The sequence below is a fragment of the Alterirhizorhabdus solaris genome (genome assembly GCF_007785815.1).
GTDB classification, from domain to species: Bacteria; Pseudomonadota; Alphaproteobacteria; order Sphingomonadales; family Sphingomonadaceae; genus Alterirhizorhabdus; species Alterirhizorhabdus solaris.
The window spans coordinates 1-22,703 of record NZ_VNIM01000068.1 but is presented as its reverse complement, the minus strand read 5'-3'; the positions used below and the strand labels follow the sequence as shown (position 1 = coordinate 22,703).

22 protein-coding genes and 1 other annotated feature are annotated in these 22,703 nt (G+C 70.0%); of the genes, 7 read left to right on the top strand and 15 right to left on the bottom strand.

Going from position 1 to position 22,703, the window contains the following annotated elements:
* Positions 1-411: 411 nt before the first annotated feature.
* The 4 genes from purH to FOY91_RS15030 form a co-directional block, all read right to left on the bottom strand.
* On the bottom strand, positions 412-2,001 hold the full coding sequence (purH, locus tag FOY91_RS15045; protein WP_145153726.1) for a bifunctional phosphoribosylaminoimidazolecarboxamide formyltransferase/IMP cyclohydrolase: 1,590 nt from the start codon (positions 1,999-2,001) through the stop codon (positions 412-414).
* A gap of 187 nt (positions 2,002-2,188) precedes the next feature.
* On the bottom strand, positions 2,189-3,937 hold the full coding sequence (locus tag FOY91_RS15040) for a heparinase II/III family protein (protein ID WP_238995722.1): 1,749 nt from the start codon (positions 3,935-3,937) through the stop codon (positions 2,189-2,191).
* Positions 3,938-3,940: 3 nt separating this feature from the next.
* Complete coding sequence (gene rpe / locus FOY91_RS15035) at positions 3,941-4,603, bottom strand: ribulose-phosphate 3-epimerase (protein WP_145153723.1); 663 nt, start codon at positions 4,601-4,603, stop codon at positions 3,941-3,943.
* A 62-nt stretch (positions 4,604-4,665) separates the two neighbouring features.
* The gene (locus FOY91_RS15030) at positions 4,666-5,337 is read right to left on the bottom strand and encodes a spermidine synthase (RefSeq protein ID WP_145153720.1); all 672 of its coding nucleotides are present in this window, start codon (positions 5,335-5,337) and stop codon (positions 4,666-4,668) included.
* A gap of 123 nt (positions 5,338-5,460) precedes the next feature.
* Positions 5,461-5,516: a sequence feature (sul1 is cis-regulatory element that is thought to sense ions involved in sulfur or methionine metabolism; They are found in Alphaproteobacteria), on the top strand.
* 73 nt (positions 5,517-5,589) lie between these two features.
* Here FOY91_RS15030 and FOY91_RS15025 point away from each other — a divergent pair.
* The 7 genes from FOY91_RS15025 (at position 5,590) to FOY91_RS14995 (ending at position 14,115) form a co-directional block, all read left to right on the top strand.
* Positions 5,590-7,098 carry a SulP family inorganic anion transporter gene (locus tag FOY91_RS15025; protein WP_145153717.1) on the top strand — a complete coding sequence of 503 codons (1,509 nt, stop codon included), beginning with the start codon at positions 5,590-5,592 and terminating at the stop codon, positions 7,096-7,098.
* Between the two features lie 44 nt (positions 7,099-7,142).
* Positions 7,143-8,294, top strand: a complete 1,152-nt coding sequence (locus FOY91_RS15020; protein WP_145153713.1) for a sterol desaturase family protein — start codon at positions 7,143-7,145, stop codon at positions 8,292-8,294.
* 732 nt (positions 8,295-9,026) lie between these two features.
* Positions 9,027-9,569 carry a Csu type fimbrial protein gene (locus FOY91_RS15015; RefSeq protein ID WP_162527241.1) on the top strand — a complete coding sequence of 181 codons (543 nt, stop codon included), beginning with the start codon at positions 9,027-9,029 and terminating at the stop codon, positions 9,567-9,569.
* Between the two features lie 17 nt (positions 9,570-9,586).
* Positions 9,587-10,111: a Csu type fimbrial protein gene (locus tag FOY91_RS15010; RefSeq protein ID WP_145153707.1), complete on the top strand. Its 525-nt coding sequence runs from the start codon at positions 9,587-9,589 to the stop codon at positions 10,109-10,111.
* A gap of 43 nt (positions 10,112-10,154) precedes the next feature.
* Positions 10,155-10,856, top strand: coding sequence for a fimbrial biogenesis chaperone (locus tag FOY91_RS15005; RefSeq protein WP_145153704.1), 702 nt, complete (start codon positions 10,155-10,157; stop codon positions 10,854-10,856).
* Positions 10,857-10,882: 26 nt separating this feature from the next.
* Positions 10,883-13,174 (top strand): fimbria/pilus outer membrane usher protein, encoded by a 2,292-nt coding sequence (locus tag FOY91_RS15000; RefSeq protein WP_145153702.1) that lies wholly within the window; start codon positions 10,883-10,885, stop codon positions 13,172-13,174.
* Entirely contained in the window at positions 13,165-14,115 is a 951-nt protein-coding gene (locus FOY91_RS14995; RefSeq protein WP_145153698.1) for a Csu type fimbrial protein, read from the top strand. The genes FOY91_RS15000 and FOY91_RS14995 overlap by 10 nt, the downstream gene beginning before the upstream one ends.
* Positions 14,116-14,192: 77 nt before the next feature.
* Here the strand turns inward: FOY91_RS14995 and FOY91_RS14990 are convergent, their stop codons facing one another.
* The 11 genes from FOY91_RS14990 to FOY91_RS14940 all read right to left on the bottom strand — a co-directional run.
* Entirely contained in the window at positions 14,193-15,449 is a 1,257-nt protein-coding gene (locus tag FOY91_RS14990) for an RsmB/NOP family class I SAM-dependent RNA methyltransferase (RefSeq protein WP_145153695.1), read from the bottom strand.
* Positions 15,450-15,535: 86 nt separating this feature from the next.
* On the bottom strand, positions 15,536-15,892 hold the full coding sequence (locus FOY91_RS14985) for a HesB/IscA family protein (protein WP_145153692.1): 357 nt from the start codon (positions 15,890-15,892) through the stop codon (positions 15,536-15,538).
* The gene (locus FOY91_RS14980) at positions 15,892-16,356 is read right to left on the bottom strand and encodes an SUF system Fe-S cluster assembly protein (protein WP_145153689.1); all 465 of its coding nucleotides are present in this window, start codon (positions 16,354-16,356) and stop codon (positions 15,892-15,894) included. The genes FOY91_RS14985 and FOY91_RS14980 overlap by 1 nt, the downstream gene beginning before the upstream one ends.
* Positions 16,353-17,555 carry a cysteine desulfurase gene (locus FOY91_RS14975; RefSeq protein WP_145153729.1) on the bottom strand — a complete coding sequence of 401 codons (1,203 nt, stop codon included), beginning with the start codon at positions 17,553-17,555 and terminating at the stop codon, positions 16,353-16,355. Before FOY91_RS14975 ends, FOY91_RS14980 begins: the two co-directional genes overlap by 4 nt.
* A gap of 5 nt (positions 17,556-17,560) precedes the next feature.
* Positions 17,561-18,655 carry a SufB/SufD family protein gene (locus tag FOY91_RS14970; RefSeq protein WP_203234585.1) on the bottom strand — a complete coding sequence of 365 codons (1,095 nt, stop codon included), beginning with the start codon at positions 18,653-18,655 and terminating at the stop codon, positions 17,561-17,563.
* Complete coding sequence (gene sufC, locus FOY91_RS14965; RefSeq protein WP_145153687.1) at positions 18,652-19,407, bottom strand: Fe-S cluster assembly ATPase SufC; 756 nt, start codon at positions 19,405-19,407, stop codon at positions 18,652-18,654. The genes FOY91_RS14970 and sufC overlap by 4 nt, the downstream gene beginning before the upstream one ends.
* Positions 19,391-19,642 carry a hypothetical protein gene (locus FOY91_RS14960; protein WP_145153684.1) on the bottom strand — a complete coding sequence of 84 codons (252 nt, stop codon included), beginning with the start codon at positions 19,640-19,642 and terminating at the stop codon, positions 19,391-19,393. Before FOY91_RS14960 ends, sufC begins: the two co-directional genes overlap by 17 nt.
* A complete protein-coding gene (sufB, locus tag FOY91_RS14955) occupies positions 19,639-21,111 on the bottom strand; it encodes a Fe-S cluster assembly protein SufB (protein WP_145153682.1) in 1,473 nt (490 codons plus the stop codon). The genes FOY91_RS14960 and sufB overlap by 4 nt, the downstream gene beginning before the upstream one ends.
* The gene (locus tag FOY91_RS14950; RefSeq protein ID WP_145153678.1) at positions 21,108-21,554 is read right to left on the bottom strand and encodes an SUF system Fe-S cluster assembly regulator; all 447 of its coding nucleotides are present in this window, start codon (positions 21,552-21,554) and stop codon (positions 21,108-21,110) included. Before FOY91_RS14950 ends, sufB begins: the two co-directional genes overlap by 4 nt.
* A gap of 122 nt (positions 21,555-21,676) precedes the next feature.
* Positions 21,677-22,039: a hypothetical protein gene (locus tag FOY91_RS14945; RefSeq protein ID WP_145153675.1), complete on the bottom strand. Its 363-nt coding sequence runs from the start codon at positions 22,037-22,039 to the stop codon at positions 21,677-21,679.
* The coding region (locus tag FOY91_RS14940) for a hypothetical protein (protein WP_203234584.1) at positions 22,036-22,703 on the bottom strand (668 nt) is incomplete at its 5' end. The genes FOY91_RS14940 and FOY91_RS14945, both read right to left, overlap by 4 nt.

Here is a 22,703-nt window from a genome sequence, read left to right as displayed (position 1 = left end):
GGGGGATGAGGCACCGGGCAACAGGGGGGAATCCCGGCACGGTCCCCGCGACCGCTTGAAACCTGTTAGGCCGCCGAACCTGTCGGGCGGATGAATGAAGAATGGGCCGGCGCCGGTCGTCGCGGGGGGCGCACGGCCTGCCGCCGGATGGCGCAGGGCACGGCGATATTTTCCTGTCGATCAACGGGATGCGGGGGTAGGGTCGAGCCGAATCGACCCCCGCACGAGGGGCGACACAGGAGAGTGATATGAAAGCCGCCCGACTCAAAGTGGACCATGTCTGCCCGCACATGGCGCTGGTCGCGATCGTGACCCCCACTGTGTGGATCACGTTCATCTACCTGCTGTTCCGCTAACCCCGCCGGCCGCGGCACCCGCCGGGGCCGTGGCGCACGATGCGGCCTCCGCCGATCAATGGCGGAAGTGGCGCATCCCGGTAAAGATCATCGCGAGGCCCGCCTCGTCCGCCGCCGCGATCACCTCGGCGTCGCGGATCGAGCCGCCGGGCTGGATCACCGCCGTGGCGCCGGCTTCCACCGCCGCCAGCAGCCCGTCGGCGAACGGGAAGAAGGCATCCGAGGCAACCGCCGAGCCGATCGTGCGCGCCTGCGCCCAGCCGGCCTTGTCGGCGGCGTCCTTCGCCTTCCATGCGGCGATACGAGCCGATTCGAGGCGGTTCATCTGCCCCGCGCCGACGCCGGCGGTGGACCCGCCCCTGGCGTAGACGATCGCGTTCGACTTCACATGCTTGGCCACCGTCCAGGCGAACAGGCAGTCGGCCAGTTCGTCGGCGGTCGGCTGGCGTTTCGTCACCACCTTCAGGTCGGCCTCCGCGACGCGGCCGTCGTCGCGGGACTGCACCAGCCAGCCGCCCGCGATCGACTTGGCGAACAGGCCGGGACGGGCGGGATCGGGCAGCGTGCCGGTGAGCAGCAGCCGCAGGTTCTTCTTCGCCGCGAAGATGGCGAGCGCGTCGGCGTCGGCGTCGGGCGCCACCACCACCTCGGTGAAGATGCCGGACACCGCCTCGGCGGTGGCGCGATCGAGCGGGCGGTTGACCGCGATGATGCCGCCGAACGCCGACACGGTGTCGCAGGCGAAGGCGGCGGCATAGGCCTCGGCCAGCGTATCGCCGGTCGCGACGCCGCACGGGTTGGCGTGTTTCACGATCACCACCGCCGGCGGGCCATCGCGGAACTCGGCGATCAGCTCCAGCGCGGCATCGGCGTCGTTGTAATTGTTGTAGCTCAGCGCCTTGCCCTGCACCTGCCGCGCCTGGCCGATGCCGGAAACGCCGCCGGTCGTGTCGGTATAATAAGCGGCGGCCTGGTGCGGGTTCTCGCCATAGCGCAGGTCCGGCCCCTTGGTGGCGGTGATCGCCAGCGTCGCGGGGAAGGCCTGCTGCTGGTCGACCGTCTGGAACCAGCCGGCGATCGTCGCGTCGTAGGCGGCGGTGGCGGCATAGGCCTTGGCGGCGAGTCGGCGGCGCAGCGGCAGCGTGGTGGCGCCGCCGGTCTCGTCCAGCTCGGCCACGATCGCGTCATAGTCGGCCGGATCGGTCACGATCGCGACATGCGCGTGATTCTTGGCGGCGGAGCGCACCATCGAGGGGCCGCCGATATCGATGTTCTCGATCACCTCGTCGCGACCGGCACCCTTCGCCACGGTCTGCGCGAACGGGTAGAGGTTGACGACGACGAGATCGATCGCGCCGATGCCATGCTCCTCCATCGAGGCGACATGCGCCGCGTCGTCGCGCACCGCCAGCAGGCCGCCGTGCACCTTGGGGTGCAGCGTCTTGACGCGCCCGTCCATCATCTCCGGAAAGCCGGTGAGGTCGGAAATGTCGCGCACCTCAAGCCCCGCCTCGCGCAGCGCCTTCGCGGTGCCGCCGGTGGACACCAGCTCGACACCGTGGCGGGCCAGCGCCGTGCCGAGCGCGACCAGCCCCGCCTTGTCCGAAACCGAAAGCAGGGCGCGGGTGACACGGACGTCGGACATGGTGGTTTCCTGTAGCGGGAGTATCCGCTCATCCCGAGGAGCCATTGAGCGAAGTCGAAATGGCGTCTCGAAGGATCCTTCGAGACGGGTCTTCGCCTGCGCCCTGCCCCTCCTCAGGATGAGCGGAGGGAAATATGCCGCGCCTTTAGGTGATTCGGTCGCTGCTGTCAGCCCTGCGGTCAGCCCCTCACGCCGCGCGGCGGAACAGCCAGCCCACGCTCGCGCCGCCGGCCGCCGCCTCGGCGGAGATCACCAGCTGGGCGGAGCCGCGCGGCCGGCCGGCCGGGTCTATCCACAGGCTCTCCTCGATCGACAGCATGCCGCCCTTGCAGCGGAACTGCCACAGCGGCCCGCCGGGCAGCCGCAACAGCGCACCCATCGCATCGTCGGTGGACGTCGCCTCGATCCCGGGGGCGAGGTGGAAGCGGACGGCGAAGGCGGCCTCGCTGGCGCGGTGGCGGCGGCTGGCGGGCAGCAGCACGTCCTCGCCCGAAAGCTCGCGCCCGTCGCCGGCCAGCAGCAGCTGGCGGCGGTGGATGAAGCCGTGACGGCGGGCGTAGCCGTCGTGGCTCACGTCCAGCCGGCTGCCACCTTCCTGCTCGTGCCGGTCCAGCTCCACCTCCGTCACGCCGCGGCCAAGCGAGCCGTCGTCGTGGATCGCGGTGGAATTGGTATCGGCCACGACGAGGGTGGAGTGGGCGGCGGTGGAGCGCAGCGCCGCCGTAAGATCCGCCGGCAGCAGCCCGCCGCCGCGCGGCCCGCCGCAGTTGACGACGAGGCGATGCGCGCCGTCCGACAGCTCGAACGCGAGGGTGGAGGCGCAGCCGCCGGCGGCGAGGCGGCTGGCGGGCGGGGGCGCCGCATCCAGCACCAGCACCGCCTGCCCGCAGGCGATCCGCTGGTAGCCCCAGTCGCGCGCCTGCCGCAGCGGACGCGCGCGCACGCCGGATGCCTCGACGGCGGCGGTCACGCGGGCCGGGCCGATCGGGGCGCCGCCCTGCCAGCTGGAAAGACCGCCGTCGCCGAGCGTGACGCCCAGCAGCGCCGGCACCGCGCGGGCCAGCGCCTGCGTGACGCTCTCGTGCGGATCGCGGTGCATCCCGAGGTAGAAGGCGCGCAGTTGCGCCAGCAGCTCGACCAGTTCCAGCTGCGCCACCGGCGAGCGGTTGGCCAGCCCGCCATCGCCGTAAAGCGAGGCGGCGATGGCGCGCGCCAGCCCCGCCTCGCCCGCCGCCACGCGCCCCTCGCCGCCGGGGATCAGCAGCCCGGCGGCGATCACGCCGGCGAAGGCGGTAATGCGCGGCAGCCCCTGCGGCGCCTTTTCCGCCCCGCGATCGAGGTGGCGGGCGGCGCGCGCCAGATTGTTGAGCACGGCCGAGCGATAGACGATGTCGCTGCTCGACAGGATCAGCGGCGCGTGCGCGCCCCACGCCATGATCCGGCGGCCCACGATGTCCGCCCGCCACGCCGGCTCGGCCACCTGCTGGCCGTGCGTCGCCAGCCATTCGCGCACCAGTATCTCGGCGACGGGCGCGCCCCGGTCGCGCGGGCCGGCGGCGGCCAGATCGCGCAGCCAGCCGAACGCATGGATCATGTCGCGGAAGCCGGCGGATACCGTGAGGTTCGCCAGATCGGCCCCGTCGAGATCGAGGCTTTCGCCCAGATGCACCATCCGCCCGCCGAGCAGGGTGCGGCCGGCGCCGACATCGCCGGGGATCGGATCGTGCGGCACGCCCAGCAGCTTGAGCGGATAGCGCCCGCGCAGGCGAAGGTTATGCAGGGGCGTGCGCCAGATCAGCCGGTGCAGGTGCGCGGCCATCCGCCCGGTGAGCGACTGGCCCGAATCGTCGGCGAGGCGGATCAGGCTTTTGCCCGGCTCGATCTCCTGCGGGCCATCCTGCTCGTCGCCGGTCGCGTCGCCAAGCGGACGCGACACGGCTCAGGCCGCCTTCAGCGCGGCGATATTGTCGGCATAGGCGGCAGGCCCGCCCTTGAAGGTGGCGGTGCCGGCGACGAACACGTTGGCGCCGGCATCGATCGCGCGGCGGATGTTGGTGCGGTCGATCCCGCCGTCCACCTCGATGTCCACCGTCAGCCCCTGCCTGTCGATCGCCTTGCGGATCGCCTCGATCTTGCGCAACTGGCTCTCGATGAAGCTCTGCCCGCCGAAACCGGGGTTCACGCTCATCACCAGCACCAGATCGACCTCCTCCAGCACATAGTCGAGCATCTTGGCCGGGGTGGCGGGGTTGAGCGACACGCCCGCCTTCTTGCCGAGCGCGCGAACCCGCTGGAGCGTGCGGTGCAGGTGCGGCCCGGCCTCCGGATGCACGGTGATGATGTCCGCCCCGGCCTCGGCGAAGGCATCGAGGTACGGATCGACCGGGGAGATCATCAGGTGCACGTCGAACGGCTTGGCGGTGTGCGGGCGCAGCGCCTTCACCACCGCCGGGCCGATGGTGATGTTGGGCACGAAATGGCCGTCCATCACGTCGACGTGGATCCAGTCCGCGCCGGCGGCGTCGATGGCGCGCACCTCCGCGCCGAGCTGGGCGAAATCGGCCGAGAGGATGGACGGGGCGATGAGGATGGGCGTGGTCATAGGTGCCCTCGCTCTAGCTGCCGCATATACATCGGGCAAGCGGGCCGGGCGGCCGCCGGCCCTCAGCCGTTGGCGGCGAACCAGATCGTGTGGATCGGCCCCTTGCCGTTCTCCCGCGCGCGCATCTGCACCTCGTCCACGGTGAAGCCCGCCTGCTTCAGCCGGCGCGAGAAGGTGGCGTCGGGCGCCGCCGACCATACCGCCAGGATGCCGCCGGGGCGCAGCGCCATCCGCGCGTTGGCGAGGCCGAGCGCGGAATAGAGCCGGTCGTTGGCCGGGCGGGTCAGCCCGTCGGGGCCGTTGTCCACATCGAGCAGGATCGCGTCGTAATCGCCCCGGCCGGCGGCGATCGGTGCCGCCACATCCTCCAGCCTTATCTCCACGCGCGGATCGTCCAGGCAGTCGCCCGTCATCGCCGCCATCGGCCCGCGCGCCCAGTCGAGGATGTCGGGGACGAGTTCGGCCACCACCGCGCGCCCGGCGGGGCCGAGTTCGGCCAGCACCGCACGCAGGGTGAAGCCCATGCCATAACCGCCGATCAGGATGCGCGCGTTCTTGCGGGCGCGCAGGCGGCGGCACGTCATGCTGCCCAGCGCCACCTCCGAGCCGCTCATCCGGCTGCTCATCAGCTCGTTGCGTTCCAGCATGATGATGAAATCGCGGCCGTGGCGGATCAGCCGTAGCGGCGGGCCGCCGGGTACGTCCGCCTGCCCGATCAGTTCACGCGGTATCATCGTTCGCAGCCCTTCGCTTGCCCGCCGGGTGCCGTGGGCCGCGCGGCCCTGCCCGGTTCCGGGCGATGCGGCAAGCCGGGGGCGTTGCATGGCGCGGCGTTCGGGGGTAGCTGGCGCCATTCGCTTGGACCCGGTGAAACCCCGGGTGGCTATTCCGGCCGCCGATCCGCCGGACAACGCAAACGTCGCACCCGAACATTCCGACGCCGCAGACCAAGCGGCGGCCGGCGCGACGTAAGGCGGACTATTTCCATGACCGTACATTCCCTTACGACGCCCCTTTCCCGCACCCGCGCCGAATGGTTCGGCGGCGGCGTGCCGGCCGCCCGGCGCGATGTGCTGGCCGGCATGGTCGGCACCTTCGCGCTGATCCCGGAGGTGATCGCCTTTTCCTTCGTCGCCGGGATCGACCCGGAAGTCGGCCTGTTCGCCTCCTTCGTGATCGGCATCGTGATCGCCTTTGCCGGCGGGCGCCCGGCGATGATCTCGGGTGCTGCCGGCTCGGTCGCGCTGGTGGCCGCCGCGCTCGTCCACACGCACGGGCTGCAATATCTTCTGGCCGCCACGGTGCTGGCCGGCCTGTTCCAGATCGGCTTCGGGCTGGCCAAGCTCGACGTGCTGATGCGCTTCGTCTCGCGATCGGTGCGGACCGGCTTCGTCAACGCGCTGGCGATCCTGATCTTCTCCGCGCAGGTGCCGCAACTGCTCGGCGTGACGTGGCATACCTACGCCATGATCGCGCTGGGGCTGGCGATCATCTACCTGCTGCCGCGCGTTCCGCTGAAGATCCTGTCGGCGATCCCCTCGCCGCTGATCTGCATCGTCGTGCTGACGGCGGTCAGCGTGGCCTTCCCGATGCCGCTGCGCGTCGTCGCCGATCTCGGCCGGTTGCCCGATGCGCTGCCCTCGTTCGCCCTCCCGCATGTGCCGGTCGGGTGGGAGACGCTGGTGATCGTCGCGCCCTATGCGCTGGCGATGGCGGCGGTCGGCCTGCTCGAATCGATGATGACCGCGCGCGTGGTGGACGACCTGACCGAGACGACCAGTTCCAAGGCGCGCGAATGCACCGGCCTCGGCCTCGCCAACATGGCGGCCGGGCTGTTCGGCGGCATCGCCGGCTGCGGCATGATCGGGCAGACGGTAGGCAACGTGCGCTATGGCGGGCGCGGGCGACTTTCCACGCTGGTGGCGGGCGTGTTTCTGCTGATCGTGATGGGGCCGCTGCGCCCGTGGATCGCGCAGGTGCCGGTCGCCGCGCTGGTGGCGGTGATGGTGATGGTGTCGGTCAGCACCTTTTCCTGGGGGTCGCTGCGCGATCTCGGGCGGCACCCCAAGGTCTCGGGCATCGTGATGCTGGCGACCGTGGCGGTGACGGTGGCGACGCACGACCTGTCGATGGGCGTCGCGGTGGGCGTACTGCTCAGCGGCGTGTTCTTCGCGTTCAAGGTCACCAAGCTGATGGGCGTGGCGGAGGCGTATGACGAGGCCACCGATACGCGGCGCTATGTGGTGACGGGCCAGATCTTCTTCGCCAGCGCCGAGATCTTCGCCGACCGCTTCGATCTGCGCGATACCGCCCGCCGCGTGACGATCGACCTGACCCACGCGCATCTGTGGGACGTGACGGCGGTGGGCGCGCTGGAGGAGGTCGTCTCGACGATGCGCCGGCACGGCATCGCCGTCGAGGTGATCGGGCTGAACGCGGCGAGCGCCATCCTCGTCGATCGCCACGCGCCGCTGATGCGGGAGGAGCCGGCCTGACGCGCCGGCTCGCTTCGTCGTACAAAGCGCGGTACGATGCGGGAATGGAACGCAAACTTCCCGGCCTGACCGCGCTGCGGCAGGATCTGCAGGCGCCGATCGAGGCGCGCCGTTTCGGCAGCGGCTGGTTCGCTGGCTTCTTCGCGCTGCTGCTGGCGGTGGCGGGCTTCGGCTTCGTCGTGGCGCTGCGCTGGCCGGGCTGGTTCGCCATGCCGGAGCTGGCGCGGCTGCGCGACCTGCCCGGCTTTCGCGTGGGCGTGCACGGCGTGCTTCTGGCCAGCTACGCGCTGGCGCTGCTCAGCCTGCTGTTGCGGCCGGCCAAGGCGATCGGCTTTACCGCGCTGGCCATCGGCATCGCCGCCGCGCTGCTGGGCGGGGCGGACGTGCAGCCGGACGAGACGCGCAGCTGGGGCATCTTCTTCGGGCTGGATTTCTTCATCGTGAACCTCGCCATCACCGGGCTGATGTTCGCTCCGATCGAGCGGCTGTTCCCGCGCGACGGCGCGCAACGCCTGTTCCGCACCGAATGGCGCGAGGACCTGTTCTATTATCTCGTCAGCTCGATGATGGTGCAGGTGCTGACCTTCCTCGCCTTCGCGCCATCGAAGGCGGTGATGGCGCATAGCGGCGGGTTCGCCGGGTTCCGCGCGCTGGTGGGCGGGCAGCCGTGGATCGTCCAGTTCATCGAGATCATGGTGCTGACCGACCTGGCGCAATACTGGTTCCACCGCGCCTTCCACCGCGTGCCGTTCCTGTGGGGGTTCCACGCGATCCACCATTCGGCCAAGTCGATGGACTGGCTGGCCGGCGCGCGGATGCACTTCTTCGAGATCGTCGCGTTGCGCGGCGTCACGGCGTTGCCGATGATGACGCTGGGCTTCCTGCCCTCCGCGCTGCAGGCCTATATCGCGGTCGTCTACATCTATTCGTCGCTGATCCACGCCAATTTGCGTGGCGATTTCGACCGGCTCGGGCGCTGGCTGGTGGTGCCGCGCTTCCACCACTGGCACCACGGGCTGGAGCAGGAGGCGGTGGACGTGAACTTCGCGATCCACTTCCCGTGGATCGACCGTTTGTTCGGCACGCATCATTTTCCCAAGGGGCGCTGGCCGCAGGGCTATGGCGTGCCCGAGGAGGTGCCGAACGGCTATCGCGCACAGTTCGCCTATCCGTTCAGGCGCCGTCGCGAGGGTTGAATCGGCGCACGGACAAGGGCGGGGCGGTGTTGCTGTCCGCTCGTCGTCGCTGTCTGCTGTGCGTTGCAGCGCCGTATGCCGATGACGAGCCAATGAAGGCTGTGCCCGACGTGCTGCAAGATACGAGCGACTCTCGCCAATAGTTAGGTTGACAGCCCGCGGCGCGATACGGATCGGTCAGCGCTGGTCGGATCCACGACTTGGGCGATGCGCGTACGCACGGCGGGCAGCATCCCGCCGCCTCGTACTTCTGGCGCGTTAACCGACTTTTCCGTACTTAGACACATTTTGTTACAAATGTTATGGAACTTTCGCTGTCAGATCGGGGGAGGCAAGCGGCCCAATCCGGCACATAGCGGGATCCGGCCTTCGAACCTGACACCGGCGGGCCGGGCGATCCATCGGATCGATCAGCGAACCATGCCCGGTCGCCAGTCTCACGGCCAAATGTCGGCTCCCCGAAGAAAAACGACGCTAAACCGCGCTTTGCAGCGTTAACCACCGGTTCTCCACACCACGCCAAGACGAGTGAAAACACGGACGCGGACAATCGTAACGAGCCTGAATAACACCCCTTTACACTGATCCAGATCAGCCGAATCCACACAGGGTGCGACCAAGGTCGTACTGACTAGACACTGGTCGCACCGAACCGCCGCCGAAGTGGCCAAGTAAGACTCGATTCACCCAGATATGTTCCAATGATACTCGATGTTCAGTTGGAGTTGTCTGATGTCTCGATCCATGATCCTTGCCGCCCGCTCCTGCGCGCTTGCCACGGTAATCGTTCTCCTTGGCGCGGCACCGGCGAGGGCCGACACCAGCAGCGGCACTATTGCACTTGCGCTGACCGTCACCAATGCATGCGTCGTCAACGGGGCAGGAGCCGTGCAGTCGAACGTCGGATCGCTGGGCACGATCCGCTTCACCGACCAGCCCGGCATCTTCGGCAATGTCGACGGCCAGCTCGTCGGCTCGCTTGGCACGCTGCAGGTGCTCTGTTCGCCGGGGGTGACGCCGGCGCTCACCATCGGCGCGGGCGCCAATGATGCCGCGGGCAAGCATCATCTCGCGTCGGGCGGCAACACCGTGGCCTACCGCCTGTTCTCGGATTCAGCGCGTACCAGCGAGATCACGATCGGCCAGCAGCTCGCGCTCGGCACGGCGACCACCACCGCGATCAGCGTGCCGATCTATGCGCGGGTCAACAGCGCGGGCGCGGTGCTGCCGGCCGGCAGCTATGCCGATACGGTGCAGGTGACGCTGAGCTGGTAACGGGGCGGAGACGCGCGATGCGCCTTTCCCCGGCCCGGCGTGGCCTGATCGTCGCGGCGGGATGCGCGGGGCTGGCGGGGCCGGCGGCGGCGGTGACGAGCCAGTCCTTCCAGGTCGGCGCCACGGTGGTGCAGGGCTGCGTGGTCGCCACCAGCGGGGCGGGGCGCTGGGGCTCGATCGATTTTGGCACCGTCTCCGGCGTGGCGCAGGGTACGATGGACGCCGATCTCCTGTCGGGTGGGGCGGGCGGCATCTCGATCGAATGCACGCCGGGCATCGCGGTGAGCATGAGCGCGGATGCCGGCGACCATGCCGCCGGGGGCGTCCGCCGCCTCGCCACCGCCAGCGGGCCGGGGGTGCCGATCCCGTACCAGCTGTTCCTCGATGGCGGGGCGACCGCGTGGACCACGCAGGCCGTGGCGCTGCCGTTCGCCGCCGGGGTCAGCAAGCGGGTCGTCGCGGTGCGGGGGCGCGCCACGCTCGTCCGGCCGATGGCGGCCGGGGTCTACGCCGATACCGTCCGCGTCACCCTAAGCTGGTGAAGCCCGGTCGGTGACGGCCATTCGTCTTGTGGGAAAGTTCGCGATGAAACGTCTTCTTGCCGCCGCCTGTGCGCTCATGCTGCCGGCCGTCGCCGGTGCCTCCACGGTCGTGATCTGGCCGGTCGATCCGACGATCTCGGGCAGCGAACCGGCGACCGCGATCTGGCTGGAGAACAAGGGCGACCAGCCGGTCACGCTCCAGGTGCGCACCTTCCTCTGGTCGCAGACGGGCAGCGGCGAGGCGCTGGTCCCGCAGGACGAGATCGTCGCCAGCCCACCGATCGCCACCGTGGCTCCGGGCAAGCGCCAGCTCGTCCGCGTCATCCGCCGTGCGCCGACCGTCGTGCCGGAACGGTCGTATCGCCTGCTGGTGGATGAACTGCCGGATCGGCCGCCGGAGGGCGGGGCGGCCGCCGCATCGGCGCGCCTCGCGGTGCAGATGCGTTATTCGATCCCGCTGTTCAGCTATGCCACCACGGCCGGGGCGACGTCGCCGGGGCTGATCGCCGACGTGCTGCCGGGGGAGGCGGGCAGCCTCCTCTCGATCCGCAACGGCGGCACCATGCACGCGCGGCTCAGCGACATCCGGATGGCGCGCGGCAGCACGGAGACGATGATAAAGGCGGGCCTCGCCGGCTATGTGCTGCCCGGCGCCACGATCACCTTCCCGCTGCCGGCGGGCGGGGCCGGTGCGGTGCGGGCGGTGGTGAACGGCCGGGATGCCGTGCTGACCCCGTCTAGCTGAGCGCTGGCGGGCGCCCGATCCGGATCATGCGACTTTCCCGGCTCCTGTCGGCACTGCCGCTGGTGCTGGCCTCGGCGCCGGCCGTCGCGCTGCCCGACGCGCCGGCGCTCGCCAGTGTGACGACGGCGCCGGCCGCGCTGTTCGTGGAGCTGGTGGTGAACGCACAGGCCAACGGCGCGCTCGCGGCGGTGACGCAGGAGGGCGATCGCCTGTGGATCGAGGCATCCGCGCTGCGCGAGGCCGGGATCGCGGTGACCGGCAACCAGCGGATCGACGTGGCCGCGCGATCAGATTTCCACGCTACCTACGATGCGCCGGGCCAGCGCCTGCTGCTGGACGTGCCGACCGCGCTGCTGCCCACCCGCCGCATCGCCGCCGATCCGCGCGACCATGCGCAGACGATCGTCGATACCGGCGCGCTGCTGAACTACGATCTGTACGTGCAGCACGGAGACGGTCGCACCGCCGCCTCGCTGTGGACCGAGCAGCGGGCGTTCGGTGGCTTCGGCACGCTCTCGAACACCGGCCTCTTCCGCGCCGGCGCGCTCGGGCGCAACGGTTATGTCCGGCTCGACACGCGCTACCGCTTCGTCGACGAGCGGCGCGCGCTGACCGTGACGGCCGGCGATCTCATCACCCAGGCCCTGCCGTGGACGACGGCGGTGCGCGTGGGCGGGGTGCAGATCGCCCGCAGTTTCCGCGTGCGGCCCGATCTTGTCACCGTGCCGCTACCCAGCTTCGCGGGGCAGGCGACGGTACCCTCGGGCGTGGACCTGTTCGTCAACGGCTACCGCCAGCAGCGGGCGGAGGTGGCACCGGGGCGTTTCGTGCTGGATAACGTGCCGGTGGTGAACGGGGCCGGCGAGGCGCGGATCGTCACCACCGATGCGGTGGGCCGGCAGGTGGCGACGGTCGTGCCCTTCTACGTCGCCTCGGAACTGTTGCGCCCGGGCCTGACCGACTTCTCGGTGGAGGCGGGGGCGTTGCGGCGCGGCTACGGCATCACGAGCCTCGATTATGGCCGCTTCGTCGCCTCCGCCTCGCTGCGCCACGGAATGAGCAAGACGCTGACCGTGGAGGCCCATGCCGAAGCGGCGGCGGGGCTGGCCGCAGGCGGCGGCGGGGTGGTGTGGGCGCCGGGGCTGTGGGGTGCGCTGCACGGCACCGTGTCCGCCAGCCGGCGGGGGACGACGACGGGGACGCAGATCACCGCCGGCTACAACTACACCGGCCGCCGCTTCAGCATGGGGGTGGAGCACATCCGGCGCAGCGGCGGGTTCGCCGATGTCGGCAGTTTCGACCTGCGGAACTGGCGCGGCGGGATGCGGGCGGATCGGGCCAGCGCCAGCATCAATCTCGCCTCTTTCGGCAGCATCGGCCTCGGCTATATCGACAGCCGCACGCGCGACAACAGCCGCGTGCGGCTCGCCTCGGCCTCGCTGTCCATGCCGGTGGGCGCACGCATGTCGCTGTTCGCCGCCGCCGACTATGATGTGGACCGGCGCGGCGCCAGCGCGCAGCTGCGGCTGTCCGTACCGTTCGGGCGCGGCGGCATCGCCGGTGCGGGGATCAGCCGGCAGCCCGGCGGCGACCTGCGGGTCCAGGCAAACGTCGCCCGTTCGGTGCCGGTGGACGGCGGGCTGGGGATCTCCGCCGATGCCGCGATCGACCGGCGCGGCACGACCTACGGCCAGACGACGGTGACGTGGCGCGGCCCCCACCAGCAGGTCGATGCGGGCACCGCCTGGGCCGGGGGCAGTCGCTCCACCTGGGGCGGTGTTTCCGGCTCGGTCGCGTTCCTCGATCACCAGCTGGTCGCGGCCAACGCGCTGCCCGATGCGTTCGCGGTCGTCGCCACCGGCGCGCCCAGGGTGGCGGTCTATTACGAGAACCAGCGGATCGGCACGACCGGCCGCAGCGGCCGGCTGTTCGTGCCGCGCGTCACCGCCTACCACCCCGGCCGCTTCGCGATCGACGCGGTCGACCTGCCGATCGGGATGCAGGCCAAGGCGAGCGAGGCGCGGGTGGCGTTGCGCGAGGGGGCCGGCGCGGTGATCCGCATGCCCGTGACGATCACCAGCAGCATCACGGTGCGCCTGTTCGATCGCGCGGGCGCGGCGCTGCCGCCCGGCACCGCCGTCGCCCTGCCGGGGGGTGGTGCCACCGTCGTCGGCTGGGACGGCATCGTCCTGCTGGAAGGGATGACCGGCCCGGTCGAACTCGCCGCCATCGCGCCAGCCGGGCCGTGCCGCGCGCATGTGACGATCCCGCGCGGCGGCGTTCTGCTGGCCGATCTGGGAGTCGTGCGATGCGAATGATCCTGCGACTGCTGCTGGTGATGCTGGGGCTGGCCGCCGCCCCGGCGCAGGCGGCATGCAGCCTGACGGCCGCGACCACCACCGTGTTCGCCGCCTCCTCCTCCTACGATGTCCGCGCGGCTTCGGTCGCGACCGTAGCGGCGCCGACCAGCCTGACGTGCAACGGCGCGATCCTCGGCGTGCTGTCTGCCAACGTCGGCACCGCCACGATGACGAGCAGCAACGCCTTCCGCCTCACGAACGGATCGGGCGACAGCATCGGTTATCGCATGTCGGCGGATGCGGCGGGCACGGTGGCGTTCACGCAGGGATCGACGATCGACTATTTCAACCCGTCGCTGCTGGCGCTGCTGAGTGTGCTGAACCCGAACTCGTTCGTGCCGACGATGTATGCCACGCTGACCGACACGCCGAACGTGCCTGCCGGCACCTATACCGATACCGTCGTCGTCCAGTGGGCGTGGCAGATCTGTCGCGGCATCGGCGTGGGCGGGCTGTGCATCCTGCAGGAGGTGGGCAGCGGCACGACGACGATGACCGTCCGCATCGTGGTGGGGCTGGACTGCCGGATCAGCGCGCCGGCCGTGTCGTTCGGCAGCGCGCCGCTGGCCTCGCTGTTCGGCAGTGTCACGCAGGCGGTGGCGGTGGACTGCACGAAGGGAACGCCGTTCAACATCGCCTTCACCAGCGGCACCGGCGGCGCATCGCGGCCGTGGCGCACGATGAAGGACGGCGCCGGGCATGTGCTGCAATATAATCTCTACCGGCCCGATGCGACGACGATCTGGGACCAGACCAACCCGCTGGTGGGCGCCGCCACCGGCACCGGCGCCACCACGCCGGGGCAGATGATCCCCTATGTGGCGCGGATCAATCCCGATCAGGCGACGCCGCCGGTGGGCACCTATACCGATACGGTCAGCGTCGTCGTGACGTTCTAGGCGGGGCGGGCGGCGCCAGGTCGGCCGCCCGCCCCCATTCCTTCAGGGTGAGCGGATAAGGTTCAAGCCATCCGACCCTACAGCCTGCGGAAGCGCGCCACGAAGAAGCCGTCGGCGCCGCCCGCCACCATGCCGGGCACCACGCGCAGCCGCCCCGCCTCGTCCGGCACGATGCCGGCGGGCAGCGCTTCCGCCTCCACCGCTTCCAGCGCGAAGCCGTGGCCGACGGCGAAATCCTCGGCCACGCGTTCGCCCTCGACGCGTTCGAGCGAGCAGACGGCGTAGACGAGCGTGCCGCCCGGCTTCACCCAGCCGCCCGCCCGCGTCAGCATCGCCCCCTGCGTAACGGAAAGCGCCTTGATCGCCTTGTCCGTCACGCGGTGGAGCACGTCCGGGTGGCGGCGGAAGATGCCGGTAGCCGAACAGGGCGCATCGAGCAGCACCGCGTCGAACGGCGCGGCCGGCTCGAACGCCATCACGTCGGCGGTGACGAGATCGACGGACAGCCCGGTGCGGGCGAGGTTCTCCGTGAGCCGGGCAAGCCGCGTTTCGGAGGAATCGACGGCGGTGACGGCCCAGCCGGCGGCGGCGAGCTGCATCGTCTTGCCACCGGGCGCGGCGCACAGATCGAGGACCGTTCGGCCCTCGCCCGCACCCAGCAGGCGCGCGGGCAGCGAGGCCGAGATATCCTGCACCCACCATGCGCCCTCGGCGAAGCCCGGCAGTTCGGCGACGCCCGACGTCCGCGCGATCCGCACATGGCCGGGGGCGAGCGAGGTGCCGCCGAGCCGTTCGGCCCATTCGGCGGCGTCGCCGTCGCGCAGCGTCAGGTCGAGCGGGGGCGGGGCGGCGATGGCGGCGCGGGCGGCGTCGATCGCCGGCTCACCCCACGCCTTGCGCCAGCGCTTCGCCACGTTGGCCGGCAGCGATGGCGGCACGGGCAACGCCGCCTCGTTGCGCAGGATCGTGCCGAACACGCCGTGCACCAGCTTGCGCGGCCCGCCGTCCACCAGCGGCAACACCGTGGCGATGGCGGCGTGCGGCGCGGTGCCGAGCGCGAGCGCCTGCGCCAGTGCGATGCGCAGCACGGTGCGCGCCTTGGCATCGTGCGGCAGCGGCTTGGCGGTGGCACCGTCGATCAGCGCGTCCAGATCGGGCAGGCGGCGCAGCACCTCGGCGGCGATGGCGTGGGCGAAGCCGCGATCGTCGGCGCGTTCGAGGTCGGCGGTGGCCGACGCCATCGCTGCCTCCAGCGGCAGCCCCTGGCGCAGCACCGCATCGAGCAGACGAAGCGCGGCGCGACGCGCGGGGGTTCCGGCGGATTCGGGTTTCAGCGGAGGGGTATCCAGATCGTCATGCCGCGCCCCTAGCCCAAAACGCGCCGTTGCGCGCGGGATTTAGCGGGGGCGGGCCGAACCCGTCAGACCGTGAAGCTTTCGCCGCAGCCGCACGCGCCCTTGGCATTGGGGTTCTGGAAGACGAAGCCTGCGGTGAAGTCATCCTCCACCCAGTCCATCGTCGAGCCGATCAGGTACAGGATCGAGCCGCCATCGACGTATAGATCGCCGCCCGGGGTGGCGATCTTCTCGTCCATCGGATCGGCGGATGCGATGTAATCGACCGAATAGGCGAGGCCCGAACAGCCCCGGCGCGGGGTGGAGAGCTTGACCCCCACGCTGTCCCCGGGCGCGCGCGACATCAGGTCGGCGATGCGCCGTTCGGCCCCGGCGGTCAGGTTCAGCGCGGCCGGCCGCGCACGCGTCGTCGTCGTCGCCATCACAGCATCCCCAGTTCGAGCTTGGCCTCGTCGGACATCTTGGCCGGATCCCACGGCGGATCCCACACCAGATTCACCTCGGCGACGCCGACACCGGCCACGGCGGCGACGCGCATCTCCACTTCGCCGGGCATCGATTCGGCGACCGGGCAATGCGGCGTGGTGAGCGTCATCGTCACCACCACATGCCCGCCGTCCGTCACGTCCACGCCATAGATCAGGCCGAGGTCGTAGATGTTCACCGGAATCTCGGGATCGTAGATTTCCTTCAGCGCGTCGATCACGCCGTCGTACAGGCTACCGCCCGGTTCCCCTTCGGCCTGCGCCGGCGGCGCGGCGGACAGGAAGCCCTCGAGATAGTCGGCGCGGCGCGGCGCGGCTTCCACCGCATCCTCCACGCGAGCGCGCGGTGGCATGGCGACCGACTCGACGTCCTCGCTGCTGATCTGGTTTTCGCTGCTCATCCGAAGATTCTCGTCACCCGTTGCAACCCCCGCACCAAGGCGTCGACATCCGCCTGCACGTTATAGACCCCGAAACTGGCGCGCGCCGTGGCGTTCACGCCCAGATGTTCCATCAGCGGCTGGGCGCAATGATGGCCCGCGCGGATCGCGATCCGCTCCTCGTCCAATATGGTGCCGATGTCATGCGGATGCACCCCCGGAATCGCGAAACTCACGATCCCGGCGGAGTCCTCCGGTCCGAACAGGGTGATGCTGTTCAACTCGCCGAGCGCCTCGCGGGTGGCGCGCACCAGTGCGGTTTCGTGCGCGTGGATCGCATCCAGCCCGATCGCCTCGACATAATCGATCGCGGCGTGCAGGCCGAGCGCGCCGACGATGTGCGGCGTCCCCGCCTCGAACCGTGCCGGCGACGGGGCGTAGGTGGTCCGCTCGAACGACACGCGGTCGATCATCGCGCCGCCGCCCTGCCACGGCGGCATCGCCTCGAGGATATCGCCCCGCGCCCACAGCACGCCGATGCCGGTGGGGCCGTAGAGCTTGTGACCGGAAAACACGTAGAAATCGCACTCCAGCGCGGCGACATCGACGGCAAGGCGCGGCACGGACTGGCATCCGTCGATCAGGATCTTCGCGCCTACCGCATGGGCGAGGTCGGCGGCGCGGCGGCAATCGAGGATCGAACCGAGCACGTTGGAGACATGCGCCAGCGAGACGAGCTTGTGTCGCGGCGTCAGCATCGTTTCCACGGCGTCCAGATCGATCCGGCCGTCCGTGGTCAGCGGGGCGACGTCGATCTCGATGCCGGTACGGTCGCGCAGCAGCTGCCACGGCACGATGTTGCTGTGATGCTCCAGCTGCGAGAGCAGGATGCGGTCGCCCGGCTTCAGCGACATCCCCCACGTCTGCGCGACGAGGTTGATCGCTTCGGTCGCGCCGCGGACGAACACGATCTCGTCGGCCGACGCGGCACCGATGAAGTCTGCCACGCGCCGCCGTGCCGCCTCGTACGCCACCGTCATGTCGGCGGAGCGGGCATAGACACCGCGATGCACGGTCGCATAGGTTTCGCCATAGGCCCGGGCGATCGCATCGATCACCGGGCGGGGTTTCTGCGCGGTGGCGGCGGTGTCGAGATAGGCCCAGCCGTCCGGGATCGCCGGAAAATCGGCCACGGTATCGAGCGCGCGGGTCGCCAGCATCGTCGTCATAGCGTCGCCTCCAGCCATGCCTCGGCATCGGCGGCGAACGCCTCGCGCACCGCCTCCTCGCCGATCCGGCCGAGCGCGTCGGCCACGAAGGCGCGGGTCAGCAGCGCCTTGGCCTGCGCCGGCGGCAGCCCCCGGCTCTCAAGGTAGAACAGCGCCCGCGCATCCAGCTCGCCGACCGTGGCGCCGTGGGCGCACTTCACGTCGTCGGCGAAGATCTCCAGTTCGGGCTTCAGGTTGATCGTCGCGGTGCGGCGCAGCAGCAGCCCGCGCAGCGATTGCTCGCCGTCGGTTTTCTGCGCGTCGCGCGCCACCTCCACGCGGGCGGCGATGCTGGCGGCGGCGCGATCGTCGGCCACCGCCCGCCACAACTGGCGGCTGGTGCCGTTCGGCGCGGCATGGCGCACGGCGACGGCGGCGTCGTGGCGCTGATCGTCCCGCGCCAGCAGCGCGCCGCCATATTCGGCGAATGCACCGGGCGCGGCGAGCGTCACCGCCGCATCGATCCGCGTACCCTGGCCGCCCGCGCCCAGCACGGTGGCGATCAGGCTCGCGCCCTCGGCCAGTTCCGCCTCGTCGCGCAGCGAGACGAAGCCGCTCGCCTGCAACAACCGCGCGCTGCGCATCAGCCGCGCCGATCGCCCAAGACGAATCGAGAGCAGCCGGTTGGCCCAGCCATCGCCGACAAACGTCTCGACGACGCTTGCCTGTGCATCATCCGCGAGTTCGATCAGCGCGGGCAGATGCGAAGCGCCGCCGGTGGCGACATGCACGATCTCGACCGGCCCGGCGGCGGCATGGTCCGCCCCCAGCCGCAACGCCCAGCCATCGCCGGTCGCAAGGCGTGCGAGAGCATGGGCGGATGCCACGCCCGTCGCGCCACAGGTGATCGGGCCGGGATCACTCAGGCCCGCATCCAGACGGCCATCGACGAACAGCAGGCGCGGCCCACCCAGGTTCAGCCAGAATCCGCTGGTGTCGATCACGCCGCCGGTGGGCGACGCCTCGGCCAGCGCGGGCAGCGCCGACAGATCGGACCAGCGCCACGCCTCGTCGCGGGGGGAGGGCAGGCCCAGGATGGCGGGGCTGCTCAAGCCGCCTGCTCCCGCACGGTTTCGGCATAGCCCTCGCGCTCCAGCTCCAGCGCCAGTTCCGCCCCGCCCGAACGGACGATGCGGCCATCGGCCAGCACATGCACGAAGTCCGGCTTCACGTAATCGAGCAGCCGCTGGTAGTGGGTGATGAGCAGCACGGCCTTGTCGGGCGCGCGCATGATCCGGTTGATGCCGTCGCCCACCGTGCGCAGCGCATCGATGTCGAGGCCGCTGTCGGTTTCGTCGAGGATCGCGAGGCGCGGGTCGATGATGCCCATCTGCACCATCTCGTTGCGCTTCTTCTCGCCGCCCGAAAAGCCGACGTTCACCGGCCGCTTGAGCATGTCCATGTTCAGCCCGAGCGCATCGGCCTGCGCGCGCGCGACCTTGAGGAACTCGCCGCCCGACAGCTCCGCCTGCCCGCGCAGGCGGCGCTGCGCGTTGAGCGCGGTGCGCAGGAACTGCACGTTCGACACGCCGGGGATCTCGACCGGATATTGAAAGCCGAGGAACAGTCCGGCGGCAGCCCGCTCGTGCGGAGCCTTTTCCAGCAGATCCTCGCCGAGGAACGTAACGCTGCCGTCCGTCACTTCATATCCCGGCCGCCCGGCGAGCGTGTAGCCGAGCGTGGACTTGCCCGCCCCGTTCGGTCCCATGATCGCGTGGATCTCGCCCGCGTTGATCGTGAGCGACAGACCCTTGAGGATCGCCTTGCCGGCGGTCTCGGCGTGCAGGTTACTGATTGTGAGCATCGGTCTCTTCGTCTTCGCAGATGATCGTCGTGGTGAACGCCTCGTTGTCGTCGGGGTGCTCGAGCGTCTGGATATCGACGACCGTCAGCGATTTGACATGGCCGTCTTCGGGAAACTCGACGACGTCGCCGATCGCGGGGACATGATCCAGCTCGATCTCACCGCGATATTCCGGCTCCTGATAAACCCGGCGCGTCAACACGGCGATACGCTGTCCGTTGGCTTCCTTGGTCATCCGACACTCCCTTCGAGACTGATACCGAGCAGCTTCTGCGCTTCGACGGCGAACTCCATCGGCAACTGCTGCAGGACTTCCTTGGCGAAGCCATTGACGATCAACGCCACGGCGTCCTCCGCGTTCAATCCGCGCTGCATCGCGTAAAACAGCTGGTCGTCGCTGATCTTGCTGGTCGTCGCCTCATGCTCGATCTGCGCGCTGGGATTGCGCACCTCGATATACGGCACGGTATGCGCGCCGCACTCGGCCCCCAGCAGCAGCGAGTCGCACTGCGTGTGGTTGCGCACGTTCTCGGCCGACGGCCCCACGCGCACCAGCCCGCGATAGGTGTTGTCGGATCGGCCGGCGCTGATCCCCTTGGACACGATCGTCGATCGCGATCCCTTGCCGAGATGGATCATCTTCGTGCCGGTATCGGCCTGCTGGCGGTTGTTGGTGACGGCCACCGAATAGAATTCGCCGACGCTGTTCTCGCCCGCCAGCACGCAGCTCGGATATTTCCAGGTGATCGCGGAGCCGGTTTCCACCTGCGTCCAGCTCACCTTGCTGTTCCTGCCCGAGCACAGCGCGCGCTTGGTGACGAAGTTGTAGATGCCGCCCAGCCCCTCGGCGTTGCCGGGATACCAGTTCTGCACGGTGGAATATTTGATCTCGGCGTCGTCCATCGCGACCAGTTCCACCACCGCCGCGTGCAACTGGTTCTCGTCGCGCATCGGCGCGGTGCAGCCTTCGAGGTACGAGACGTAGGCGCCCTTGTCGGCCACGATCAACGTCCGCTCGAACTGGCCGGTGTTCGCGGCGTTGATCCGAAAGTAGGTGGAAAGCTCCATAGGGCACCGCACACCCTCGGGGATGTACACGAACGTGCCGTCCGAAAAGACGGCGGCGTTCAGCGCGGCGAAGTAATTGTCCTGGATCGGCACCACCTTGCCCAGCCACTTGCGCACCAGATCGGGATATTCCTTCACCGCCTCGCTGATCGAGCGGAAGATGACGCCCGCCCGCTCCAGCTCGGCGCGGAAGGTGGTGGCGACCGAGACGCTGTCGAACACCGCATCGACGGCCACCTTGCGGCTGCCCTCGACACCGGCGAGTACCTTCTGCTCCTCGATCGGGATGCCCAGCTTCTCGTATACGCGCAGGATCTCGGGATCGACCTCGTCGAGCGAGTCGAGCATCGGCTTCACCTTGGGCGCGGCGTAATAATAAGCGTCCTGATAGTCGATCGGCGGCACGTTCAGCTTCGCCCAGTCCGGCGATTCCATCGTCAGCCACAGGCGATACGCCTTCAGCCGCCAGTCGAGCATCCACTGCGGCTCGTTCTTCTTGGCGGAGATGAAGCGAACGATATCCTCGTTCAGCCCCTTGGGCGCGAACTCCTGTTCGATATCGGAATTGAACCCCCACTCGTAGGTGGAAGCCTTCTCGGCGGCGTCGAGCGCCTCGCGGTTGCGGACATCGGTCATGCTACGGCCCCTGCGGAAATATGGTTGACGGCCACGGCGGCGGGTGCAGCCAGCGTGGCGAGGGAAACCCCGCCCAGCGCGCCCTTCACCGCATCGTTCACGGCGGACCAGTGCGGTTTCACCCGGCACGCCTCCTCGAGCCCGCAGTCGTGGCGGCCGTCCTCCACGCACGCGGTCATGGCGATCGGCCCTTCCACCGCCTCGACGATATCGGCCAGGCTGATCGCCGAGGGATCGCGCGCGAGAACGAAGCCGCCGCCGGTACCGCGCGCCGAATGGAGCAGGCCGGCACCCGCCAGCCGTCCCATCAGCTTCTGCGCGGTGGGCAGCGGCACGCCCGTCTCGTCGGCGAGCAACGTCGCGGTCAGCCGTGCGGCGGGCGCATGGCGGGCGGCGGCCGAAAGCATCACCACTGCATAATCCGTGAGGCTGGTCAGCCGCATCGCGCATCCTTGGCGTAATCGGAACGATTCGATCCGATTGGGCATGTGGCGATGCGGCACGGGTTGGTCAAGGGTGGGGGCCATCGCGACGTCCCACCGGGCGGGGCGTCGCGCGGCGGCCGTCAGCGGCGTTTCGGCGCCGGTTTCGCCGGCGGCAGGTTGCAGGCCGGCAGCTTCAGCTTGGCGGCCTCGGCGCAGTCGCGGACCTGGGCCGATCCGTCCGGGCCGATATAGATGGCATAGTCCCCGCCCGGCGTGCAGCGTGCCGCCCACAGGAACATGTTCTTGTACGCCCCGCGATCCACCGGCGGATCGATCCGCCCGCAGCGTTGGCCCGATTCGACGATCGCGCCGCGCATCGCGGCGGCCTGGCGCGGCTTGTCGAGCTGCTTCAGGCGCAGCTGATAGGTGTTCACCGGGGGCGCGGCCCCGGCGGTGCCGGCGGCGAGTGCGAGAGCGATCAGGGCGAAGGCTGCGGTCTTCATGGCTGCGTTTCCTCTTCCGGCGGAAAGGCGGGGGCGGCGACGGGTGCCGGCGGCGGGCGCACGCCGCGCGGCTCCAGCAGCGCCGCCGTCTCGATCACGTCGAGCGCGTCGCGCGCGGCGGCATAGCGGCGGGCGGCGGCGATCCAGTCGGCGGCGTTGTCGCTCCCCGGCATCCGCGCCACCTCGGCCAGCGCGGCGGTGACATGCCCGGCATCGATCTGGCGGCGCGCGCGGGCGAGGCGGTCGGCCGGATCGGGTGAGGGCAGGCTGGCGCGGCGCACCACCACCAGGCTCGCCAGTTCCCGGCGCATCCCGTCCAGCCAGCTTTCGTCCGGGCCGCCGCCGGTCAGCCGGTCGCCCGCCTCGCTCAGGCCGGCCTGCAGTTCCTCCAGCGTCACCGGCTTGCGCGCGGTGGCGATGATCGTGGCGACGGCCTGCGGCTGCGCCGCGCCGAAGCGATCGCGCAGCAGCCCCTCGATATAGCCGAGCGCCACCCCGCGATCGAGCGCGCGGCGCGCGGCGAAGGCCACGAGCAGCCCCTCGGCGCGATCGGCATTGCCCACCGCCGCATTGGCGCGCGCGTTGATCTGGCCGATCCGCGCCTCCATGCTGGCGACACGCTGGTCGAGAGCGGCCTGCCGGGCGGGATCGGGTTGTGCAGGCA

Excerpts from the sequence above, each read along its gene's own strand:
- purH (WP_145153726.1), bottom strand. The coding sequence starts at position 2,001 with ATGTCCGACGTCCGTGTCACCCGCGCCCTGCTTTCGGTTTCGGACAAG.
- rpe (WP_145153723.1), bottom strand. The coding sequence starts at position 4,603 with ATGACCACGCCCATCCTCATCGCCCCGTCCATCCTCTCGGCCGATTTC.
- FOY91_RS15030 (WP_145153720.1), bottom strand. The coding sequence starts at position 5,337 with ATGATACCGCGTGAACTGATCGGGCAGGCGGACGTACCCGGCGGCCCG.
- FOY91_RS15025 (WP_145153717.1), top strand. The coding sequence starts at position 5,590 with ATGACCGTACATTCCCTTACGACGCCCCTTTCCCGCACCCGCGCCGAA.
- FOY91_RS15020 (WP_145153713.1), top strand. The coding sequence starts at position 7,143 with ATGGAACGCAAACTTCCCGGCCTGACCGCGCTGCGGCAGGATCTGCAG.
- FOY91_RS15015 (WP_162527241.1), top strand. The coding sequence starts at position 9,027 with ATGTCTCGATCCATGATCCTTGCCGCCCGCTCCTGCGCGCTTGCCACG.
- FOY91_RS15010 (WP_145153707.1), top strand. The coding sequence starts at position 9,587 with ATGCGCCTTTCCCCGGCCCGGCGTGGCCTGATCGTCGCGGCGGGATGC.
- FOY91_RS15005 (WP_145153704.1), top strand. The coding sequence starts at position 10,155 with ATGAAACGTCTTCTTGCCGCCGCCTGTGCGCTCATGCTGCCGGCCGTC.
- FOY91_RS15000 (WP_145153702.1), top strand. The coding sequence starts at position 10,883 with ATGCGACTTTCCCGGCTCCTGTCGGCACTGCCGCTGGTGCTGGCCTCG.
- FOY91_RS14995 (WP_145153698.1), top strand. The coding sequence starts at position 13,165 with ATGCGAATGATCCTGCGACTGCTGCTGGTGATGCTGGGGCTGGCCGCC.
- FOY91_RS14985 (WP_145153692.1), bottom strand. The coding sequence starts at position 15,892 with ATGGCGACGACGACGACGCGTGCGCGGCCGGCCGCGCTGAACCTGACC.
- FOY91_RS14980 (WP_145153689.1), bottom strand. The coding sequence starts at position 16,356 with ATGAGCAGCGAAAACCAGATCAGCAGCGAGGACGTCGAGTCGGTCGCC.
- FOY91_RS14975 (WP_145153729.1), bottom strand. The coding sequence starts at position 17,555 with ATGCTGGCGACCCGCGCGCTCGATACCGTGGCCGATTTTCCGGCGATC.
- sufC (WP_145153687.1), bottom strand. The coding sequence starts at position 19,407 with ATGCTCACAATCAGTAACCTGCACGCCGAGACCGCCGGCAAGGCGATC.
- FOY91_RS14960 (WP_145153684.1), bottom strand. The coding sequence starts at position 19,642 with ATGACCAAGGAAGCCAACGGACAGCGTATCGCCGTGTTGACGCGCCGG.
- sufB (WP_145153682.1), bottom strand. The coding sequence starts at position 21,111 with ATGACCGATGTCCGCAACCGCGAGGCGCTCGACGCCGCCGAGAAGGCT.
- FOY91_RS14950 (WP_145153678.1), bottom strand. The coding sequence starts at position 21,554 with ATGCGGCTGACCAGCCTCACGGATTATGCAGTGGTGATGCTTTCGGCC.
- FOY91_RS14945 (WP_145153675.1), bottom strand. The coding sequence starts at position 22,039 with ATGAAGACCGCAGCCTTCGCCCTGATCGCTCTCGCACTCGCCGCCGGC.